This window comes from Halopseudomonas pachastrellae, assembly GCF_900114765.1.
In the GTDB taxonomy this organism is placed as follows: Bacteria; Pseudomonadota; Gammaproteobacteria; order Pseudomonadales; family Pseudomonadaceae; genus Halopseudomonas; species Halopseudomonas pachastrellae.
Genome location: NZ_FOUD01000011.1, coordinates 114806 through 129702, shown reverse-complemented (window position 1 = coordinate 129702; position 14897 = coordinate 114806). Strand labels below are relative to the sequence as shown.

The following is a 14897-nucleotide window of genomic DNA, read 5'->3' as shown; positions in this document are numbered from 1 at the left end:
AACGGGGCACGGCCAACCGTGCCCCGCTCCCGCCTCACGCCGCCTCGGCCAGTTTTGCCAACCACTGTTGTTGTTCACCGTCAGTCAGCAGACTGGCCGTGATGCTGTTACGCGCCAACGCCACTGCCTGCTCGCGGGTCATCTTCAGCGCATCACGCACCGCGACAAAATTCGCCAGCAGATAACCGCCGAAGTAGGCCGGATCATCCGAGTTGATGGTGACCTTCACGCCCTGCTCCAGCAACTGCAGGATGTTGTGCTCGCGCATGTCGGCAAACACCTTCAGGCGGGTATTGGACAGCGGGCAGACCGTGAGCGGCATCTGTTCACTGATCAGTCGCTGCACCAGCTCAGGGCTCTCAACACAGCGCACGCCGTGATCGATGCGCATCACCTTGAGCAAGTCCAGCGCCTGCACGATGTAGTCGGCCGGGCCTTCCTCGCCGGCATGGGCAACGCACGCAAACCCGGCCTCACGCGCCATGGCAAACACGCGCTCGAACTTGTCCGGCGGGTTGCCCTGCTCAGAGCTGTCCAGCCCAACCGCCACAAAGTGCTCGCGCAGCGGCAGCGCCTCTTGCAGCGTGGCAATGGCGTCGTCTTCACTCAGATGGCGCAGAAAGCTCAAGATCAGCCGCGAACTGATACCCAGCTCCGCCTGCCCGTCAGCCAGCGCGCGGGAGATGCCGGCCAACTGCACCGCGATGGGGATGCCACGTACCGTATGGGTTTGCGGGTCAAAAAAGGGCTCAACGTGCACCACGCCATCAGCCGCGCAGCGCTGCAGGTAGGCCCAGGTCAGGTCATAGAAATCCTGCTCGGTACGCAGCGCGTCAGCACCCTGATAGTAGAGATCAAGAAAGTCCTGCAGATTGCCGAACTCGTAGGCCGCGCGCAGCGCTTCCACATCGGCATAGGGCAAGGTAATGCCGTTGCGCTCAGCCAGGGCGAACATCAGCTCGGGCTCGAGGCTGCCCTCAAGGTGCATATGCAGCTCGGCCTTGGGCAGCGCACGGAGAAAATCGGTATCGGGGAAAGACATGGGCAACTCCTGGAATTCTGCTGCACGAACGTGCAGTTCATGCAGCAAAGGATATGCCAAGCGCGGGTTAGCTGTCCTCAAATACGGCGCTTCGCAGGCACACACGTTTGGCGACAGGAAACGGCATCATGGCAATTTGCCGAATACTCGGCAGGTGGAGTGTGCACCGTGGGTTCGTCCCGTTTACGCGGGCGAGTAGCGCAGATTTATCGGGAAAAAGAAGCGTAGGATGTCTGAGGAGCGCAGCGACGAGTTTTACGCTTCCCCGATAAATCGAGCAACGCAGCGAACCCGAAGGGCCGCGTAGTCGGGTGCCCCGGGGGATCGCTAAGGGGGGCCGGGCAAGCGGCCCCCCTTGGCTCGCCGTGAAAGGCGAAAGGCTGATCTAACCGCGGCGCGATGCGAAAAATGGCTAACCAATGTTCGCCGCTCCGCAACAAACCCGCCTACTCACTTACGGGCCCGAATCGCCGCCATAAACGCAGCCATTTCCGCATCGCGGTCGGCGGCCACTTTCTGCACGTTGGGGTTCTGTGCCAGCAGCTCCAGCAAGGCTGCGCCCTGCGGCAGTTCGGCCTTCAGGTCGAGGTCAAACAGCTTCTGCGCAACAGTGCAGGCCAGATCAAAGCTGTAGAGGAACAGCAGGTCGGCGATGGTCATCTCACTACCGGCCACATAAGGCGCGAAGCGACCATGACGGGCCAGGGTGGCGACACCGGCCTGCAGTTCGACCCGGGCCTTGTCCTTGATTGCCTGATCCACCTTGCCGCCGAAGAACACTTCCATAAAGCAGGAACGCGCCGGCAGTTCGATGTACAGCTCGATCTCTTTGGTCAGCGCACGCACCACGCCACGCTCATACGGATCGCTCGGCAGCAGCGGCTTGCCGCCCTGGGTTTCCTCGATGTATTCGAGGATGACGTTGGTCTCGTTGAGAAAGCCCTTGTCGGTCTCCAGCACCGGCACCTTGCCGCGCGGGCTCATGGCCAGAAAGGCCGGATCCTGGCTGCCGTGCACGTTGTTGATCTCGAAATCGACACCCTTTTCCAGCAGCGCCAGCTTGGCCATGTTGAAGTAGTTGCTGGCCGCAAAGCCGTGTAGTCTGATCATCCTGTTGTTCTCCATTGTTGGATCGAAGTGGCGACACCGTGACGCGGCCCCATCTTGTACCCGCGCAGGCAATAATGCACCAGCGTCATCAGTCATCTGAATGCGCTGACAATGCCACCCGACTAGACTGATTGCACACCCGAAAAGAGGCTCCAGCAATGCTGACACCCGACGACATTACCGAAATCAATCTACTCAGCCAGTTCGACCTGTCCAACTCACAGGCCGGACTCAAGATCCACAGCCACGATGCCGACCCGGCCACCGTGGCCGCAGCCGAGCGCCTGCACGCCAAGGGCCTGCTCACCCAGCCCGACGGCGGCTACCTGACCAGCCTGGGCCTGGACGCCGCCGAGCACAGCCAGACGCTGCTCACCATTCTGCGTACGCCGAGGTCCTGACACGGGCCATGCAGCAGCACGGTGAAATCCAGCCACGGATTGACGAGGGTATTGACCGCAAGACCCTGAACACCCTGCGCAAGCGCTTTATGGCGGTCAACGCCACGCGCCTGCGCCGGGTGCTGCAGGCGCTGCCAAGCCGTCAGTACAACGTACTGCAACTACTGCCACTGCTGTTTGACGTCAACTACCCGCTGCTGCCCGGTTTTGTCTCACGCGAGACCCCTTGCGGCCTGCACGGCTTTGAGCCGGACAGCAGTTGCCTGCAAATCGCTCAAAGCCTGACCCGCAGCTTTCAGTATCGCCGCCACCCCGCCGGCTTCAGCGGCCAGATCCACGGCCTGTACCTGATGGGCAGCGGCGGCACCATCGGCCAGTCCGAGCAGAGCGATCTGGATATATGGGTCTGCCACGCACCCGAACTCGATAGCCGACAGGTTGAAGAGCTGAGCCGCAAATGCCAGTTGATCAGCGACTGGGCCGCCGGCCAGAACAGCGAAGTCCACTTTCATCTGATCAACCCGGCCAGCTTTGCCCAGGGCGAGCGTGACAACGAACTGGGCATCGAGGACTGCGGCAGCACCCAGCACTATCTGCTGCTGGACGAGTTCTACCGCACCGCGATTCGCCTGGGCGGCCGTTTTCCGCTGTGGTGGCTGGTGCCGGTTTACGAAGAGCAACGCTACCGCGACTACACCCATCAACTGATCAGCAAGCGCTTTATCCGCGCCGACGACTACCTCGACCTGGGCCACGTGGCGGCCATTCCCGCCGGCGAGTTTGTCGGTGCCGGCCTGTGGCAGCTGTTCAAGGGCATCGAATCGCCCTACAAGTCGGTGCTCAAGCTGCTGCTGACCGAGGTCTACTCCAGCGAACACCCGCGCGTGCGCTGCCTCAGCCTGGACTTCAAGCAGGCGGTGTTTGCCGGCAAGCCGGACGAGGATGAACTGGACCCCTACGTCATGCTGTACCGCCGGCTGGAGCGCTACCTGCTCAGCCGGCAGGAGACCGAACGCCTGGAGCTGATACGCCGTTGCCTGTACATCAAGGCCAACGTGCGCCTGAGCCGGCGCAGCGGACTGCTGGACTGGAAGCGGCAAATGATGGAAAAACTGGTGCGCGAATGGCACTGGGGCACCCGCCAGCTGCAGCAGATGGACGACCGCCCCCAATGGCGCATCCGCGAAGTGGCAACCGAGCGCCGCCAGCTGGTCAACGAGCTGACCCACAGCTATCGCCTGCTGTCGCAGTTTGGCCGCAGTCAGGGCGTGATCAACGCGGTCAGCGCACGTGACCTGTCACTGCTGGGGCGGCGCCTGTACGCCGCCTTCGAGCGCAAGGCGGGCAAGATCGAATTCATCAACCCGGGCATCAGCCCGGACCTCAGCGAAGACCTGCTGACGCTGGCCTGGAGTGCAGGCACCGACGACAACCCGCCCAGCTGGAGCCTGTACCGCGAGGGCCTCAGTGCCATCGAACTGAGCGGCCACCCGCCCCTCAAACGCAGCCTGAACCTGCTGGAACTGCTCGCCTGGGGGCACCGTAACGGTCTGATCGACAGCGCCACACGCTTTGTCCTGCACCCGGGGGAAAGCGCGCTCAGCGAGTACGAACTCAGCAGCGTGGTAAACAGCCTGCAGCAGCAGTTTCCGTTGCCCCTGCCCGCCCTTACCGAGGTCGCCCTGTCGCGCGCCAGCGAGCCTTGCCGCGTCCTGCTGCTGGTCAATATCGGCCTGGACCCGCTGCCCGGCAGCAGCCAGAAAAACCTGCACCTGATCAGCAGCCATACCGACGCCCTTGGCTACTCCGGCCTGCGTGACAACCTGATTCAGCGCATCGATCTGGTCACCTTGAACAGCTGGAACGAGTTGCTGGTCACCCAGTATCAGGGCGAGGAAGCCTGCATGCAGGCCCTGCGCGACTATCTCAACGGTGGCCGCGAGCATCAGCGCCTGCCCGAGCTGGCGGTGCGCTGCTTCTGCCGCAACCGCGCCAGTGCCATCGCCGAACGGGTCGAGCAGCTGTTTGGCAGCGCCGCCCAGCACCTGCTGGGCACCCCGCCGGCGCGCTTCATCCTGCAGCTGCAAAATGCTTTCAGGGTACTGGAGTGGCAGGATGAGCAGATCGGCATGCAGATGCTCGAAGACCGCGACCAGTTGCTGCGCTACCTGGCGCGTTCACGCCCGCGCCACCAGCCTCTGGTGCTCGACAACTACGCGCTGCAGGGCCAGGACCTGGGCCTGATTCTGCAGCAGGACCGGCCGGGCCGCGTCCAGCTGTTCTACCGTCTGCGCGCCAACTGGCAGGCCGACATCAGCCTGCTGGATGAGCGCGGCGCGCTGTGGACAACCCAGCAGAACTATCGCGACGAACAAACCCTGCTGCTGCCGCTGTTGCGCTTTTTGCGCAGTATTCAGCTGCGCCGTCAGGCGGGTGAAAGCCTGGATCGCAGCATCGATGAAGGCGAACCCGAGTTGTACTGCATCCTGCCCGCCCAGGACGGCCACCCGCTGCGCCTGGAGCAGCGCGCGCTGCCGCGTGGTGGCCTGGATGCCGACATCTACGCCGTGCAGGCCATTGCCGAGCCCGGCGCCGGGCGCAGCCTGCGGATAACCATCTTCTGCGATCACCGCGAGTTTTCCGAACTGGAGTACGGCGCCCAGCTCTACACCGAGGTGGCCCGCCACATTCTCAGCCGCCGCCGCGACCGCGAGCCCTACCCCTGCTACATCACCGACCTTGATCTCTCTGCCGTGGACCCCGGTGGGCGCATGCAGACCGTCCAGTACCTGCGCTACCGCCAGCAGCTCGAAACCGCCCTGAACGACGCCATGCAGGCGCTGGGCTAAGCCGCCCTCAGCCGCCCTGGCGCGCGGCCCGACGCCGTGCGGCGGCCTCGATGATCTCGCGCTGGCGCGCATCCGAGGCACGCCCCCACTCCAGAATCTCGCTCATTACGCGGCCGCAGCCCATGCACAGCTCGCCGTCCAGGCAGCACTTGCGCACACAGGGGGATGGCTGGCGGCCGCTGGCGGTCATCGCGAATCCGCGTCGATATCCAGCTCCAGCTCTTCGCCGCTGAGCTCTTCCAGCACGCTGGCCAGCACCTCGCCCAGGGTGCCCTCGCCGCTGTCGTGCAACCAGCCCTGCTCGGCATCAAAGTTGAAGTGCAGGGTACGATCGGGCGTGGCCAGCCACAGCTCGCGCGAAGCCGGCTGACGACCAATGGCCAGCCGCTGACCCTCTGGCAGGATCAGCACCAGTGAGCCGTCGATATGCTCCATCTCCAGATCCAGGTCGCCATCATCCAGGGCGTGCTCGATCAGGTCCTGTACACGGTCTACCGCCTGGTGAAAGCTTGCTTCGCTCATATCCTGCATTGTCTGTCTCTCATCTGACTCGGGCGTCTACGCGCCGTTTTCTGGCCGCCGGGCCGCTGGCTGATGCGTCCGACCGGGTGGCTGGGTATACTGCCGGGTATTCTACCTGTAAGGATTTCAACATGAAGCCATTCGCTGCGGCCCTGTTCACGTTGCTGGTTCTGACCGGCTGCGGGCAGAAAGGCCCCCTGTATATCCCCGAGGACACGGCCAGCGTGCCTGCCCAGACCGAGAACGCCGAGCAATCGACCCAGAAGTGATGCCCCAATGACCGCGTTTGAATACCGCAACGGCGAGCTGCACGCCGAAGGCGTTGCCCTGTCGTCGATTGCCGAACAATACGATACACCCTGTTTCGTCTATTCCCGCGCTGCCATCGAGCAGGCCTATGACGCCTGGGACAGCGCCCTGGAAGGCGTGCCCCACCTGGTCTGCTTTGCCGTAAAGGCCAACTCCAACCTGGGCGTGCTTAACCTGCTGGCCCGCCGTGGCGCCGGCTTTGACATTGTCTCCGGTGGCGAGCTGGAACGCGTACTGGCCGCCGGTGGCGAGCCCTCACGCATCGTTTTCTCTGGTCTTGGCAAGACGGCGGCCGAAATGCGCCGCGCGCTGGAAGTCGGCATCCACTGCTTTAACGTTGAATCCGCCGCCGAGCTGGAGCGCCTGCAACAGGTTGCTGCCGAGCTGGACATCAAGGCGCCGATCTCCCTGCGCGTGAACCCGGATGTAGATGCCAAGACCCACCCCTACATCTCCACCGGCCTGAAAGAAAACAAGTTCGGTATCGATATCGCCCAGGCGCCCGCCGTCTATCGCCGCGCCGCCGAGCTGAGCCATATCGACATCTGCGGTGTGGATTGCCACATCGGCTCACAGCTGACCGACGACACGCCCTTTATCGACGCGCTGCAACGCCTGCTGCAACTGATCGACGGCCTGGCAGCCGAGGGCATCACCATTCGCCACCTGGATTTGGGCGGCGGACTGGGTGTGACCTATCGCGACGAAACACCGCCGAGCCCCGGCACCTATCTGGCCAAGGTGCGCGAGGCGCTGGCCGGTCGCAACCTGACGCTGGTGTTTGAACCGGGCCGCTCGATTGTCGCCAACGCCGGCGTGCTGCTGACCCGCGTCAACCTGCTCAAGCCGACCGAGCACAAGAACTTCGCCATCATCGACGGCGCCATGAACGACCTGATCCGCCCGGCCCTGTACAGCGCCTGGATGGGCATTGATGCGGTCAAGCCGCGCAGCGACGTTGCCGCACAGGCCTGGGATCTGGTTGGCCCGGTCTGCGAGACTGGCGACTTCCTCGGTAAGGACCGCGAACTGGCGCTGGCCGAAGGCGATCTGCTGGCCGTGCGCTCTGCCGGTGCCTATGGGTTTGTCATGAGCTCGAACTACAACACCCGTCCGCGGGCGGCTGAAGTGCTGGTCGACGGCGAGACCACTCACCTGGTGCGTCGCCGCGAAACCGTCAGTGAGCTGCTGGCCGGCGAGTCCCTGTTGCCCGAGGCCTGAGATGCTGCTGCGATTTACCAAGATGCACGGGCTGGGCAACGACTTTATGGTCATCGACCTGGTGACCCAGCACGCCCAGCTGACGGCACGGCAAATCCGCCAGTGGGCTGATCGCCACACTGGCGTCGGCTTTGACCAGCTGTTGCTGGTCGAGCCGCCGAGCACACCCGACGCCGACTTCCGCTACCGCATCTTCAATGCCGATGGCAGTGAGGTCGAGCAGTGCGGCAACGGCGCACGCTGCTTCGCCCGCTTTGTGCAGGACAAACGCCTGACCGCCAAGCAGGAAATCCACGTCGAAACCGCCGGCGGCCCTATCGTGCTGCGCATCAACCGCGACCGCCAGGTCACGGTCGACATGGGTGCGCCGCGCTTTGTGCCCGCCGAGATCCCCTTCCAGGCCGACGCCGAAGCTATCGAGTACACGCTTGAGGTGGCCGGTGAACAGCTGCAGGTAGCTGCCGTTTCCATGGGCAACCCGCACTGCGTCACCCTGGTGCCCGACGTGCAGGACGGTACGCTGGAGCGCCTGGGTGCGCTGATCGAAGCCCACCCGCGCTTCCCGCGCAAGGTCAACGCCGGCTTTATGCAGGTGGTCGATCGTCAGCACGCCCGTCTGCGCGTTTTCGAGCGTGGTGTGGGGGAAACCCAGGCCTGCGGCACCGGCGCCTGCGCCGCGGCCGTGGCCGGCATTCGCCTCGGCCTGCTGGACTCGCCGGTGCAGATCGACCTGCCCGGCGGCCGCCTGCAAATCGAATGGGCAGGCCCCGGCCAACCCGTGCTGATGACCGGCCCGGCCACCCGCGTCTACGAGGGACAGATTCGCGTATGAAAGAACAACCGCCCCATCCTGACGAACTCGAAGCCGCCCGCGTGGTGGAGTTTTTGCAGCGTCACCCGGCCTTTTTCGTCGAGCATGACGAGCTGCTGGCTGACCTGATCGTGCCGCACGAAGCCGGCCATGCGGTGTCGCTGGTCGAGCGGCAGGTCAAACTGCTGCGCGAGCGCAATATCGATGTGCGCCACCGGCTGAACCAGCTGATGGACACCGCGCGCGAAAACGACCGGCTGTTCGACAAGAGCCGCCGGCTGATTCTCGGCATGCTCGAAGCGCAAAGCCCGGATCAGGTGGTGGCCACGCTGGAAGACAGCCTGCGCACCGATTTTCAGGTGCCCTTCGTCAGCCTGATTCTGTTTACCGAAGCGGACCGCTACAGCAACGCCCACTGCGTTACCCACACCGCCGCCAAGGAGGCCATCGGCCACCTGCTCGACAGCGATAAGCCGGTTGCCGGCGCACTGCGCCCGGCCGAGCTGAACTTCCTGTTTGGCGAGCACGGTGAGCAGGTCGCATCCACCGCGCTGGCGCCCATCCGCTATCAGGGCCTGCACGGCGTGCTGGCACTGGGCAGCGAAGACGCCCAGCAATACCGCAGCGCCACCGGCACCCTGTTCCTTGGCTACGTCGCCGACGCGCTTGCCCGCGTGCTGTTGCGCCAACGCCCGCTGGCCGATGAAAACCACGCCTGAGCCGGCCGGCGTCGCCGACCCCGATATCAGCGCATTTCTCGATCACCTGCGCATCGAGCGCAGGTTGTCGCCGCGGACCCTGGAAGCCTACCGCCACGATCTGCTGAGTCTGGATCAGCACCGCGCCGCACGCGATCTGCCGGGCTGGGACCGGCTGGACACCCAGCACCTGCGCCACTTTATCGCCAGCCAACACCAGCAGGGTCTGGCGCCCCGCAGCCTGCAGCGCCTGCTCAGCGCCATCCGCAGCTTCTACCGCTTTCTGCAGCGCGAAGGGCGTGCACAGCAAAACCCCGCGCTCGATCTGCGCGCCCCCAAGGCCGCACGGCCCCTGCCGCGCACGCTGGACGCCGACCTAGCCACCCAGCTGCTCGACAGCCCGGGCGAGGACGACTGGCTCGGCCGCCGTGATCAGGCCATGCTGGAGCTGTTCTACTCCTCCGGTCTGCGGCTGTCGGAGCTGGCCGGGCTGGATGTCAGCGATCTCGACCTGAGCCAGGGCGAAGTGCGCGTCACCGGCAAGGGCAACAAGACCCGTGTGCTGCCGGTCGGCCGCCAGGCGCGTCGCGCCCTGCAGGACTGGCTCAGCGTACGCCCGGCCAACGGCGATAGCGCCCAGCCGCTGTTCGTCAGCCAGCGTGGCAGCGCGCTCACCCCGCGCGCCATTCAATTGCGCCTGCGTCGTCATGGCGTGGAGCGCATCGGCCAGCACCTGCATCCACACATGCTGCGCCACTCCTTCGCCAGCCACATGCTGGAGTCCTCCGGCGACCTGCGGGCAGTGCAAGAGCTACTCGGCCACGCCGATATCAGCACCACCCAGATCTATACCCATCTTGATTTCCAGCACCTGGCCCAGGTGTATGATCAGGCCCACCCCAGAGCCAAACGCAAGGCAGACAAATGATTCAGCTGGTGACCTTTGACCTCGACAACACCCTGTGGGAGACCGAATCGGTCGTCGCCAACGCCGAACGGGTGCTGGCCGACTGGCTAGGCAAACAGGCGCCGAACTACGCCGCCGCCCGCGATCAGGACACGCGCAAGGCGCTGCTGGCAGAGGTGCTGGATGGTGACCCGGCGCTGCGCCACCGGGTGACGCCACTGCGTATCGCCGTGCTGGAGCTGGGTTTGCGCAAGGCCGGCTACTCGGCAGACGAGGCGCAACGTCTGGCACGCGCCGGGTTCGAGGTATTCATCGATGCCCGCCACCGGCTGGAATACTTCCCGCACATGGAGCTGGTGCTGCAACTGCTGTCGCAGCAATACCAGCTGGCGTGCATTTCCAACGGCAACGCCGATGTGCGCCGACTCGGGCTGGATCGCTATTTCAGCATCATCGTGTCAGCCGATGAGGTGGGTATCAGCAAGCCGGACCCGGCACCCTTCCTGGCGGCGCTGAACAGCGCCGGGGTCGAGCCGCAACAGGCGCTGCATATCGGGGATCATCCGGGAGACGACATCCAGGGCGCCCTGGATGTTGGCATGCATACCCTGTGGTTCAACCCACAGGGCAATGCCTGGACGGGCCAGCAACGGGCCCACGGCGAAGTGCGCTGCCTGAGCGAGATTCCGCCCTGGCTGAACCGCTACCAGCGCTACGCCAAACGCTGAGCGGCCGGTACGGCAGCGTCAGATAGGACGGCTGCCGTACTTGTTTTCAGGCTTTTTCGGCGGATCGGAGACCACGTTGTCGTCGATCTGTTGCACCTTGCCACCGCGCGCCATGAACTCTTCGATCTGACGAGCCAGCATCTCCCGCTCGCGCTCCTTGGCTTCCACAGAGGCGCCTTCAAAGTCTTCACTGGCTGCGGCTTTCTTCTTGCGCGACTTGCTGCTGACCTCGGTACCATCGTCGCTGCCGCCGGCCACATCGTCCTGATCGTCGACCTCGGAATCGTCCATCCCATCCAGATCGTCGTCCAGATCATCACTCATGCCTGAATCCTCACAGTGGAAAACAGGCTATATATAGTTCATCGAGGGGGTTTGGCTAGTCTCCGGAGGAAATTTTTTCGCCTGTACCGCCTGCCCTAGAGCCGGATCACAACCCGGCCCCTTCACTCAAACGCGCCAGCTGATCCAGATCGGTCTGCACCCCGGAGGTTTCCCGAATGCGGGTCAGAATCTCGCGTTTCAGGGCGATAAATTCCGGCTCCAGCTTCATGTCCTGATGCCGCACCTTGGGCAGCGGTACCTCGTAGATACTGTCGATCCGGCCGGGGCGCGGCGCCATCAGCACAATGCGGGTACCCAGATATATCGCTTCTTCCACATCGTGGGTGACAAACAGGATGGTGCTCTTCTCCAGCCGGTGCACGTGCAGGATCAGGTCATGCATGACCTCACGGGTCTGCGCGTCCAATGCACCGAACGGCTCATCCATCAGCAAAAAGTCCGGTCGTGGCATCAACGCCCGGGCAATCGCGACGCGCTGCTGCATGCCGCCGGACAGCTGGCTGGGGTAGGCGCCGGCAAAGTTCTTCAAGCCCATCAGATTGAGCAGCGCATCGGCCCGGCCGCTGGCGGCTTCGACGTCAGACTGGCTGTGTACCGAGTCGGAGATGACCTTCAGCTGGCGGCAGAACTTGATGTTCTCGGTCACCGTCAGCCAGGGGTAGAGGCTGTAGTGCTGGAACACCATGGCGCGGTCAACGCCGGGGCCGTCGATCGGCTCGCCGCGCAGCAGAATGTCGCCGCTGCTGTGGGTTTCCAACCCGGCCATGATGCGCAGCAGGGTCGACTTGCCACAGCCGGAGGCGCCAACAAAGGTGATGAACTCGTTAGGCTCTACCTCAAGGTTGACGTCACGCAGCGCCTCGATGGTCTGGTTGCGGGCAGCAAACTGCTTGCCCACGTTGCGAATGCTGATGCAGGACTGGTCCATGGGCTTACCTCTTCTGCCAGTGAAAGGCGCGGCGACCGAGCCAGCGGAACGCCTGGTCGGTCAACAGACCGATGAGGCCGATCAGCAGGATGCCGGCGAAAATCTTGTCGGTGTGCATGTAGCGCTGGGCGCGCAGGATGGCGTAGCCCAACCCCGAGTTGGAGGCCACCAGTTCGGCCACCACCAGATAGGTCCAGGCCCAGCCGCAGGTAATGCGTAAGGTGTCGAGCAGCGCCGGGCGCGCCGAGGGCAACACCACCAGACGGATAATCTCGCTGCGCGAGGCGCCCATGGTCTGCGCCGCTTCGATCTGCGCCATCGGCACCCGGCGAATGTCTTCGGCCGCCATCAGCACCATCTGGAAGAAGGTGCCGATAAAGATGATCAGGATCTTCGAGCCCTCGCCAATCCCTACCCAGAGCATGACCAGCGGAATAAAGGCCACCGCCGGCATGTAACGGATAAAGTCGATCAGCGGCTCCAGTGTCGCCTGCACCGGCTTGTAGGTGCCCAGGTACAGCCCCAGCGGCAAGGCAATCATCGCCGACAGCACAAAACCCGCCATCACCCGGTAAACGCTGATCCAGATGTCATCCCACAGGCCCTCCTCCTGCCACCAGCTGACCACCCGCTCCAGCACCGCGCCGGGGCCCGGCATGAACAAAGGATCGTTTAGTCCGAGGGCGCTATAGAGCCACCAGATGAAAAAGGGCGCAGCCAGACCAAAGGCGGTCAGCAGTGCGCTGATGCGCGGCGACAGGCTGCCACGCACAGCCCACCAGCGCGCACGCGGTTTGCGAGCGGAGGCGGCGGTGGGTGCTTCAGGCACGGGGGCGGGGGCATTCATACCAGTGTCTCCTCGGTCAGGGGCTGCAGGCTGGGCAACGGCGCCGGGCGCCAGCCATGTTCGGGGGAGTTAACACCCAGCCAGGCGACCGGCAACGCGTCCCAGTGCGCCGCATCAGCGGGCACGGAGAACAGGCTGCCGCTGGCCGCCGGCAAGGTGCTGAACAAAATCTGCCAGGGCTGCTCAGCCCCGCTGATACGGCCAAAGGTCAGCTCGCAGCCGAGCAAATGCTCGGCATTGCCCACGTTCTCGTGCTGCAGATAAGTGAGCAGGGAGCGGCCCGGCGCCAAGCGCTGCGGGCGGTCAGCGGCAAAGAAGAAGTAATCACCAGCGCGCAGCAAACAAGCCTGGCGGCCGGAGCCATCAGCGCTCCGCAGCCATAACTCGGCGACCGGGCCACGCGACGCTGGCAGCCGCTGCCAGATTTCCAGATAGCTGTCGTCGAGCGCGGTCTCGTGTACCTCTTCACTGCTGACAAACTGCATGTTGCCGATGTCGGTGCCGCTGTCGGGATGAAAATCGATGATGCGGTGCCACTGGCAGCGGCCAAGGCTGGCTTCGGTCAGCCCGGCAAAGCCCGCCTGGGCTGCGCGCTCAAGCGGCAGCTTTGGCGCAGGATCAGGAATGCGCAGGTCCGCGTGCAGATGCGCGCTCTGGAGCCAGAACACGCGGGTAGTGGTGTCTTCGGTGCCGTCCGACAAGCGCAGCAACGTACGCTGCCAAACGCCGTGGTAAGCCTCCGGAACGGCTTTCATGCGTGGTACTCCGGGAAGCGTTTGAGGGTGCGCCAGAACGCCATGTCGTGGTTGGGCCAGAGGTCTGCACCGGTCTCAGCGGCAATGCGCTTGAGTTTGCGAATGCTGTCCAGCGCCATGTCCTCGCGGTCGCGCCAGCACAGGCCGGGGGCGATTTCGTCATCAAGATTTTCGGTCAGATCGGCGGCATCACCGGTGAGGATCACCGGCGCGCCGGTTGGCAGTTCGATCATCAATGACATGTGCCCGGCGGTATGACCCGGCGTGTTGATGGCACGCAGGCCGGGCAGCAGGTCGTACTCGTCCTGCTGCAGGCGCCAGCGCACATTGCCGGCAAAGTCATCGGCAAAGTAGGCGTCATCGGCCGGTTCACGGGCGGCCTGCAGTTCGTCTTCGTGCACGTGTACTTCAGCGCCGCAGACGTCGCACAGGCCGCCGGCGTGATCAAAGTGCAGGTGGCTGAGAAACACCATGTCGATGTCGTTGCAGGTCAGCCCGAGCTTCGCCAGATGGGCTTCGAGCCGCTGCTCTTCGCTCATCTGCGGCGGCCCCATGGGAAATTCCACCGGGTCGTACCAACGCGCGCGCAGCGCAGGATCAGTCAGCTTGTTGTAGTCGCAGCCGACGTCGAACAGCACCCGCCCCTGTTTGGTCTCGATCAAAAAAGCCAGAATCGGTGCCTCGATCTGCACCCCGTGGCCACGGCCACGGGTCGAGATCGACTTGTCGTAATGGTGCGTCGCGGTGAGCAGCGGCCAGAGTTTCTGTACCTGGGTCATGCCGCCTCCCGCAGGGCGCTGAGCAGCGCTGCGCTGTCGCACACCTCGCCGAAGATGCCGCCTTCCACGTTGATCATTGCCAGCGCCGCCGCATGCAGCTCGGGGTGCGCGGAGGCACAGGCGTCACTCACGGTCAGGCAGTTGAAGCCGCGATCGATGGCGCTGCGCAAGGTGGAGCTGACGCACACCTCGGTGGTCACGCCGGTGATGATCAGGCTGTCGATGCCGCGCGTGCGCAAGATCAGTTCCAGGTCGGTGGCGGCAAAGGCGCAGTAGCCGGGCTTGTCGATCACCGGCTCCCCGACTTGCGGCTGCAGTTCGTCGATCAGGTCATGGCCGTACTCACCACGCACCAGCAAGCGCCCCAGCGGGCCTGCTGCACCAATCGGCGCGCCGCTGCGCTCGGCGCGAATGCGCTTCCACTCAGGCAGATCAGACAAATCCGAGCGGTGCCCTTCGCGGGTGTGCACCACCAGCATGCCCGCCGCCCGCGCCGCGGCCAGCAGGCGCTGCTGGGCCGGGATTGGCGCGCGCAGGCACTGGATATCCAGCCCGGCCTGATCGGCATAACCGCCGGGGGCGCAGAAGTCGCGCTGCATGTCGATCAACAGCAAGGCGGTACGCGATGGCAGCAGCGGCAGCATC

The 14897-nt window shown here is 64.2% G+C and carries 18 protein-coding genes; 8 read left to right on the top strand and 10 right to left on the bottom strand.

The window, feature by feature from the left end; translation table 11 throughout:
• Window positions 1-34: 34 nt before the first annotated feature.
• Window positions 35-1042: an adenosine deaminase gene (locus BM116_RS10455; RefSeq protein ID WP_083725517.1), complete on the bottom strand. Its 1008-nt coding sequence runs from the start codon at window positions 1040-1042 to the stop codon at window positions 35-37.
• Window positions 1043-1492: 450 nt separating this feature from the next.
• Window positions 1493-2152, bottom strand: coding sequence for a glutathione S-transferase family protein (locus BM116_RS10450; RefSeq protein WP_083725519.1), 660 nt, complete (start codon window positions 2150-2152; stop codon window positions 1493-1495).
• A 158-nt stretch (window positions 2153-2310) separates the two neighbouring features.
• Between BM116_RS10450 and BM116_RS10445 the strand changes: the two genes are divergently transcribed.
• Both BM116_RS10445 and BM116_RS10440 read left to right on the top strand, forming a co-directional pair.
• The gene (locus BM116_RS10445) at window positions 2311-2553 is read left to right on the top strand and encodes a TIGR02647 family protein (protein ID WP_083725521.1); all 243 of its coding nucleotides are present in this window, start codon (window positions 2311-2313) and stop codon (window positions 2551-2553) included.
• An 8-nt stretch (window positions 2554-2561) separates the two neighbouring features.
• Window positions 2562-5402 carry a class I adenylate cyclase gene (locus BM116_RS10440; RefSeq protein ID WP_083725523.1) on the top strand — a complete coding sequence of 947 codons (2841 nt, stop codon included), beginning with the start codon at window positions 2562-2564 and terminating at the stop codon, window positions 5400-5402.
• A 7-nt stretch (window positions 5403-5409) separates the two neighbouring features.
• Here BM116_RS10440 and BM116_RS10435 read toward each other — a convergent pair whose 3' ends face one another.
• The gene (locus tag BM116_RS10435; RefSeq protein WP_083725525.1) at window positions 5410-5592 is read right to left on the bottom strand and encodes a DUF1289 domain-containing protein; all 183 of its coding nucleotides are present in this window, start codon (window positions 5590-5592) and stop codon (window positions 5410-5412) included.
• A complete protein-coding gene (gene cyaY / locus BM116_RS10430; RefSeq protein WP_175494037.1) occupies window positions 5589-5924 on the bottom strand; it encodes an iron donor protein CyaY in 336 nt (111 codons plus the stop codon). The genes BM116_RS10435 and cyaY overlap by 4 nt, the downstream gene beginning before the upstream one ends.
• Before the next feature lie 131 nt (window positions 5925-6055).
• Between cyaY and lptM the strand changes: the two genes are divergently transcribed.
• Genes lptM through BM116_RS10400 form a run of 6 tightly spaced genes read left to right on the top strand, consistent with a single transcriptional unit; the run spans window position 6056 to window position 10598 of the window.
• Window positions 6056-6193, top strand: coding sequence for an LPS translocon maturation chaperone LptM (gene lptM / locus BM116_RS10425; RefSeq protein ID WP_083725529.1), 138 nt, complete (start codon window positions 6056-6058; stop codon window positions 6191-6193).
• 7 nt (window positions 6194-6200) lie between these two features.
• Window positions 6201-7454 carry a diaminopimelate decarboxylase gene (lysA, locus tag BM116_RS10420; protein WP_083725531.1) on the top strand — a complete coding sequence of 418 codons (1254 nt, stop codon included), beginning with the start codon at window positions 6201-6203 and terminating at the stop codon, window positions 7452-7454.
• 1 nt (window position 7455) lies between these two features.
• On the top strand, window positions 7456-8286 hold the full coding sequence (gene dapF / locus BM116_RS10415) for a diaminopimelate epimerase (RefSeq protein WP_083725533.1): 831 nt from the start codon (window positions 7456-7458) through the stop codon (window positions 8284-8286).
• Window positions 8283-8984: a DUF484 family protein gene (locus tag BM116_RS10410; protein ID WP_083725535.1), complete on the top strand. Its 702-nt coding sequence runs from the start codon at window positions 8283-8285 to the stop codon at window positions 8982-8984. The genes dapF and BM116_RS10410 overlap by 4 nt, the downstream gene beginning before the upstream one ends.
• Entirely contained in the window at window positions 8968-9891 is a 924-nt protein-coding gene (gene xerC / locus BM116_RS10405; RefSeq protein WP_083725537.1) for a tyrosine recombinase XerC, read from the top strand. The genes BM116_RS10410 and xerC overlap by 17 nt, the downstream gene beginning before the upstream one ends.
• Window positions 9888-10598: an HAD family hydrolase gene (locus tag BM116_RS10400; RefSeq protein WP_083725539.1), complete on the top strand. Its 711-nt coding sequence runs from the start codon at window positions 9888-9890 to the stop codon at window positions 10596-10598. The genes xerC and BM116_RS10400 overlap by 4 nt, the downstream gene beginning before the upstream one ends.
• Window positions 10599-10616: 18 nt before the next feature.
• On the opposite strand, the gene BM116_RS10395 is transcribed toward BM116_RS10400, so the two are convergent.
• From BM116_RS10395 to BM116_RS10370, 6 genes are all read right to left on the bottom strand, one after another.
• Window positions 10617-10922: a hypothetical protein gene (locus tag BM116_RS10395; RefSeq protein ID WP_083725541.1), complete on the bottom strand. Its 306-nt coding sequence runs from the start codon at window positions 10920-10922 to the stop codon at window positions 10617-10619.
• A gap of 106 nt (window positions 10923-11028) precedes the next feature.
• Window positions 11029-11871, bottom strand: coding sequence for an ABC transporter ATP-binding protein (locus tag BM116_RS10390; RefSeq protein WP_083725543.1), 843 nt, complete (start codon window positions 11869-11871; stop codon window positions 11029-11031).
• A 4-nt stretch (window positions 11872-11875) separates the two neighbouring features.
• Window positions 11876-12718 carry an ABC transporter permease gene (locus BM116_RS10385; protein WP_083725545.1) on the bottom strand — a complete coding sequence of 281 codons (843 nt, stop codon included), beginning with the start codon at window positions 12716-12718 and terminating at the stop codon, window positions 11876-11878.
• Window positions 12715-13473, bottom strand: coding sequence for a hypothetical protein (locus tag BM116_RS10380; RefSeq protein WP_083725547.1), 759 nt, complete (start codon window positions 13471-13473; stop codon window positions 12715-12717). The genes BM116_RS10385 and BM116_RS10380 overlap by 4 nt, the downstream gene beginning before the upstream one ends.
• On the bottom strand, window positions 13470-14252 hold the full coding sequence (locus BM116_RS10375; RefSeq protein WP_083725549.1) for an N-acyl homoserine lactonase family protein: 783 nt from the start codon (window positions 14250-14252) through the stop codon (window positions 13470-13472). Before BM116_RS10375 ends, BM116_RS10380 begins: the two co-directional genes overlap by 4 nt.
• Complete coding sequence (locus BM116_RS10370) at window positions 14249-14896, bottom strand: cysteine hydrolase family protein (RefSeq protein ID WP_083725551.1); 648 nt, start codon at window positions 14894-14896, stop codon at window positions 14249-14251. Before BM116_RS10370 ends, BM116_RS10375 begins: the two co-directional genes overlap by 4 nt.
• Window position 14897: the final 1 nt, after the last annotated feature.

Coding starts and splice junctions, on each gene's coding strand:
- BM116_RS10455 (WP_083725517.1), bottom strand. CDS start 1,042: ATGTCTTTCCCCGATACCGATTTTCTCCGTGCGCTGCCCAAGGCCGAG.
- BM116_RS10450 (WP_083725519.1), bottom strand. CDS start 2,152: ATGATCAGACTACACGGCTTTGCGGCCAGCAACTACTTCAACATGGCC.
- BM116_RS10445 (WP_083725521.1), top strand. CDS start 2,311: ATGCTGACACCCGACGACATTACCGAAATCAATCTACTCAGCCAGTTC.
- BM116_RS10440 (WP_083725523.1), top strand. CDS start 2,562: ATGCAGCAGCACGGTGAAATCCAGCCACGGATTGACGAGGGTATTGAC.
- BM116_RS10435 (WP_083725525.1), bottom strand. CDS start 5,592: ATGACCGCCAGCGGCCGCCAGCCATCCCCCTGTGTGCGCAAGTGCTGC.
- cyaY (WP_175494037.1), bottom strand. CDS start 5,924: ATGAGCGAAGCAAGCTTTCACCAGGCGGTAGACCGTGTACAGGACCTG.
- lptM (WP_083725529.1), top strand. CDS start 6,056: ATGAAGCCATTCGCTGCGGCCCTGTTCACGTTGCTGGTTCTGACCGGC.
- lysA (WP_083725531.1), top strand. CDS start 6,201: ATGACCGCGTTTGAATACCGCAACGGCGAGCTGCACGCCGAAGGCGTT.
- dapF (WP_083725533.1), top strand. CDS start 7,456: ATGCTGCTGCGATTTACCAAGATGCACGGGCTGGGCAACGACTTTATG.
- BM116_RS10410 (WP_083725535.1), top strand. CDS start 8,283: ATGAAAGAACAACCGCCCCATCCTGACGAACTCGAAGCCGCCCGCGTG.
- xerC (WP_083725537.1), top strand. CDS start 8,968: ATGAAAACCACGCCTGAGCCGGCCGGCGTCGCCGACCCCGATATCAGC.
- BM116_RS10400 (WP_083725539.1), top strand. CDS start 9,888: ATGATTCAGCTGGTGACCTTTGACCTCGACAACACCCTGTGGGAGACC.
- BM116_RS10395 (WP_083725541.1), bottom strand. CDS start 10,922: ATGAGTGATGATCTGGACGACGATCTGGATGGGATGGACGATTCCGAG.
- BM116_RS10390 (WP_083725543.1), bottom strand. CDS start 11,871: ATGGACCAGTCCTGCATCAGCATTCGCAACGTGGGCAAGCAGTTTGCT.
- BM116_RS10385 (WP_083725545.1), bottom strand. CDS start 12,718: ATGAATGCCCCCGCCCCCGTGCCTGAAGCACCCACCGCCGCCTCCGCT.
- BM116_RS10380 (WP_083725547.1), bottom strand. CDS start 13,473: ATGAAAGCCGTTCCGGAGGCTTACCACGGCGTTTGGCAGCGTACGTTG.
- BM116_RS10375 (WP_083725549.1), bottom strand. CDS start 14,252: ATGACCCAGGTACAGAAACTCTGGCCGCTGCTCACCGCGACGCACCAT.
- BM116_RS10370 (WP_083725551.1), bottom strand. CDS start 14,896: ATGCTGCCGCTGCTGCCATCGCGTACCGCCTTGCTGTTGATCGACATG.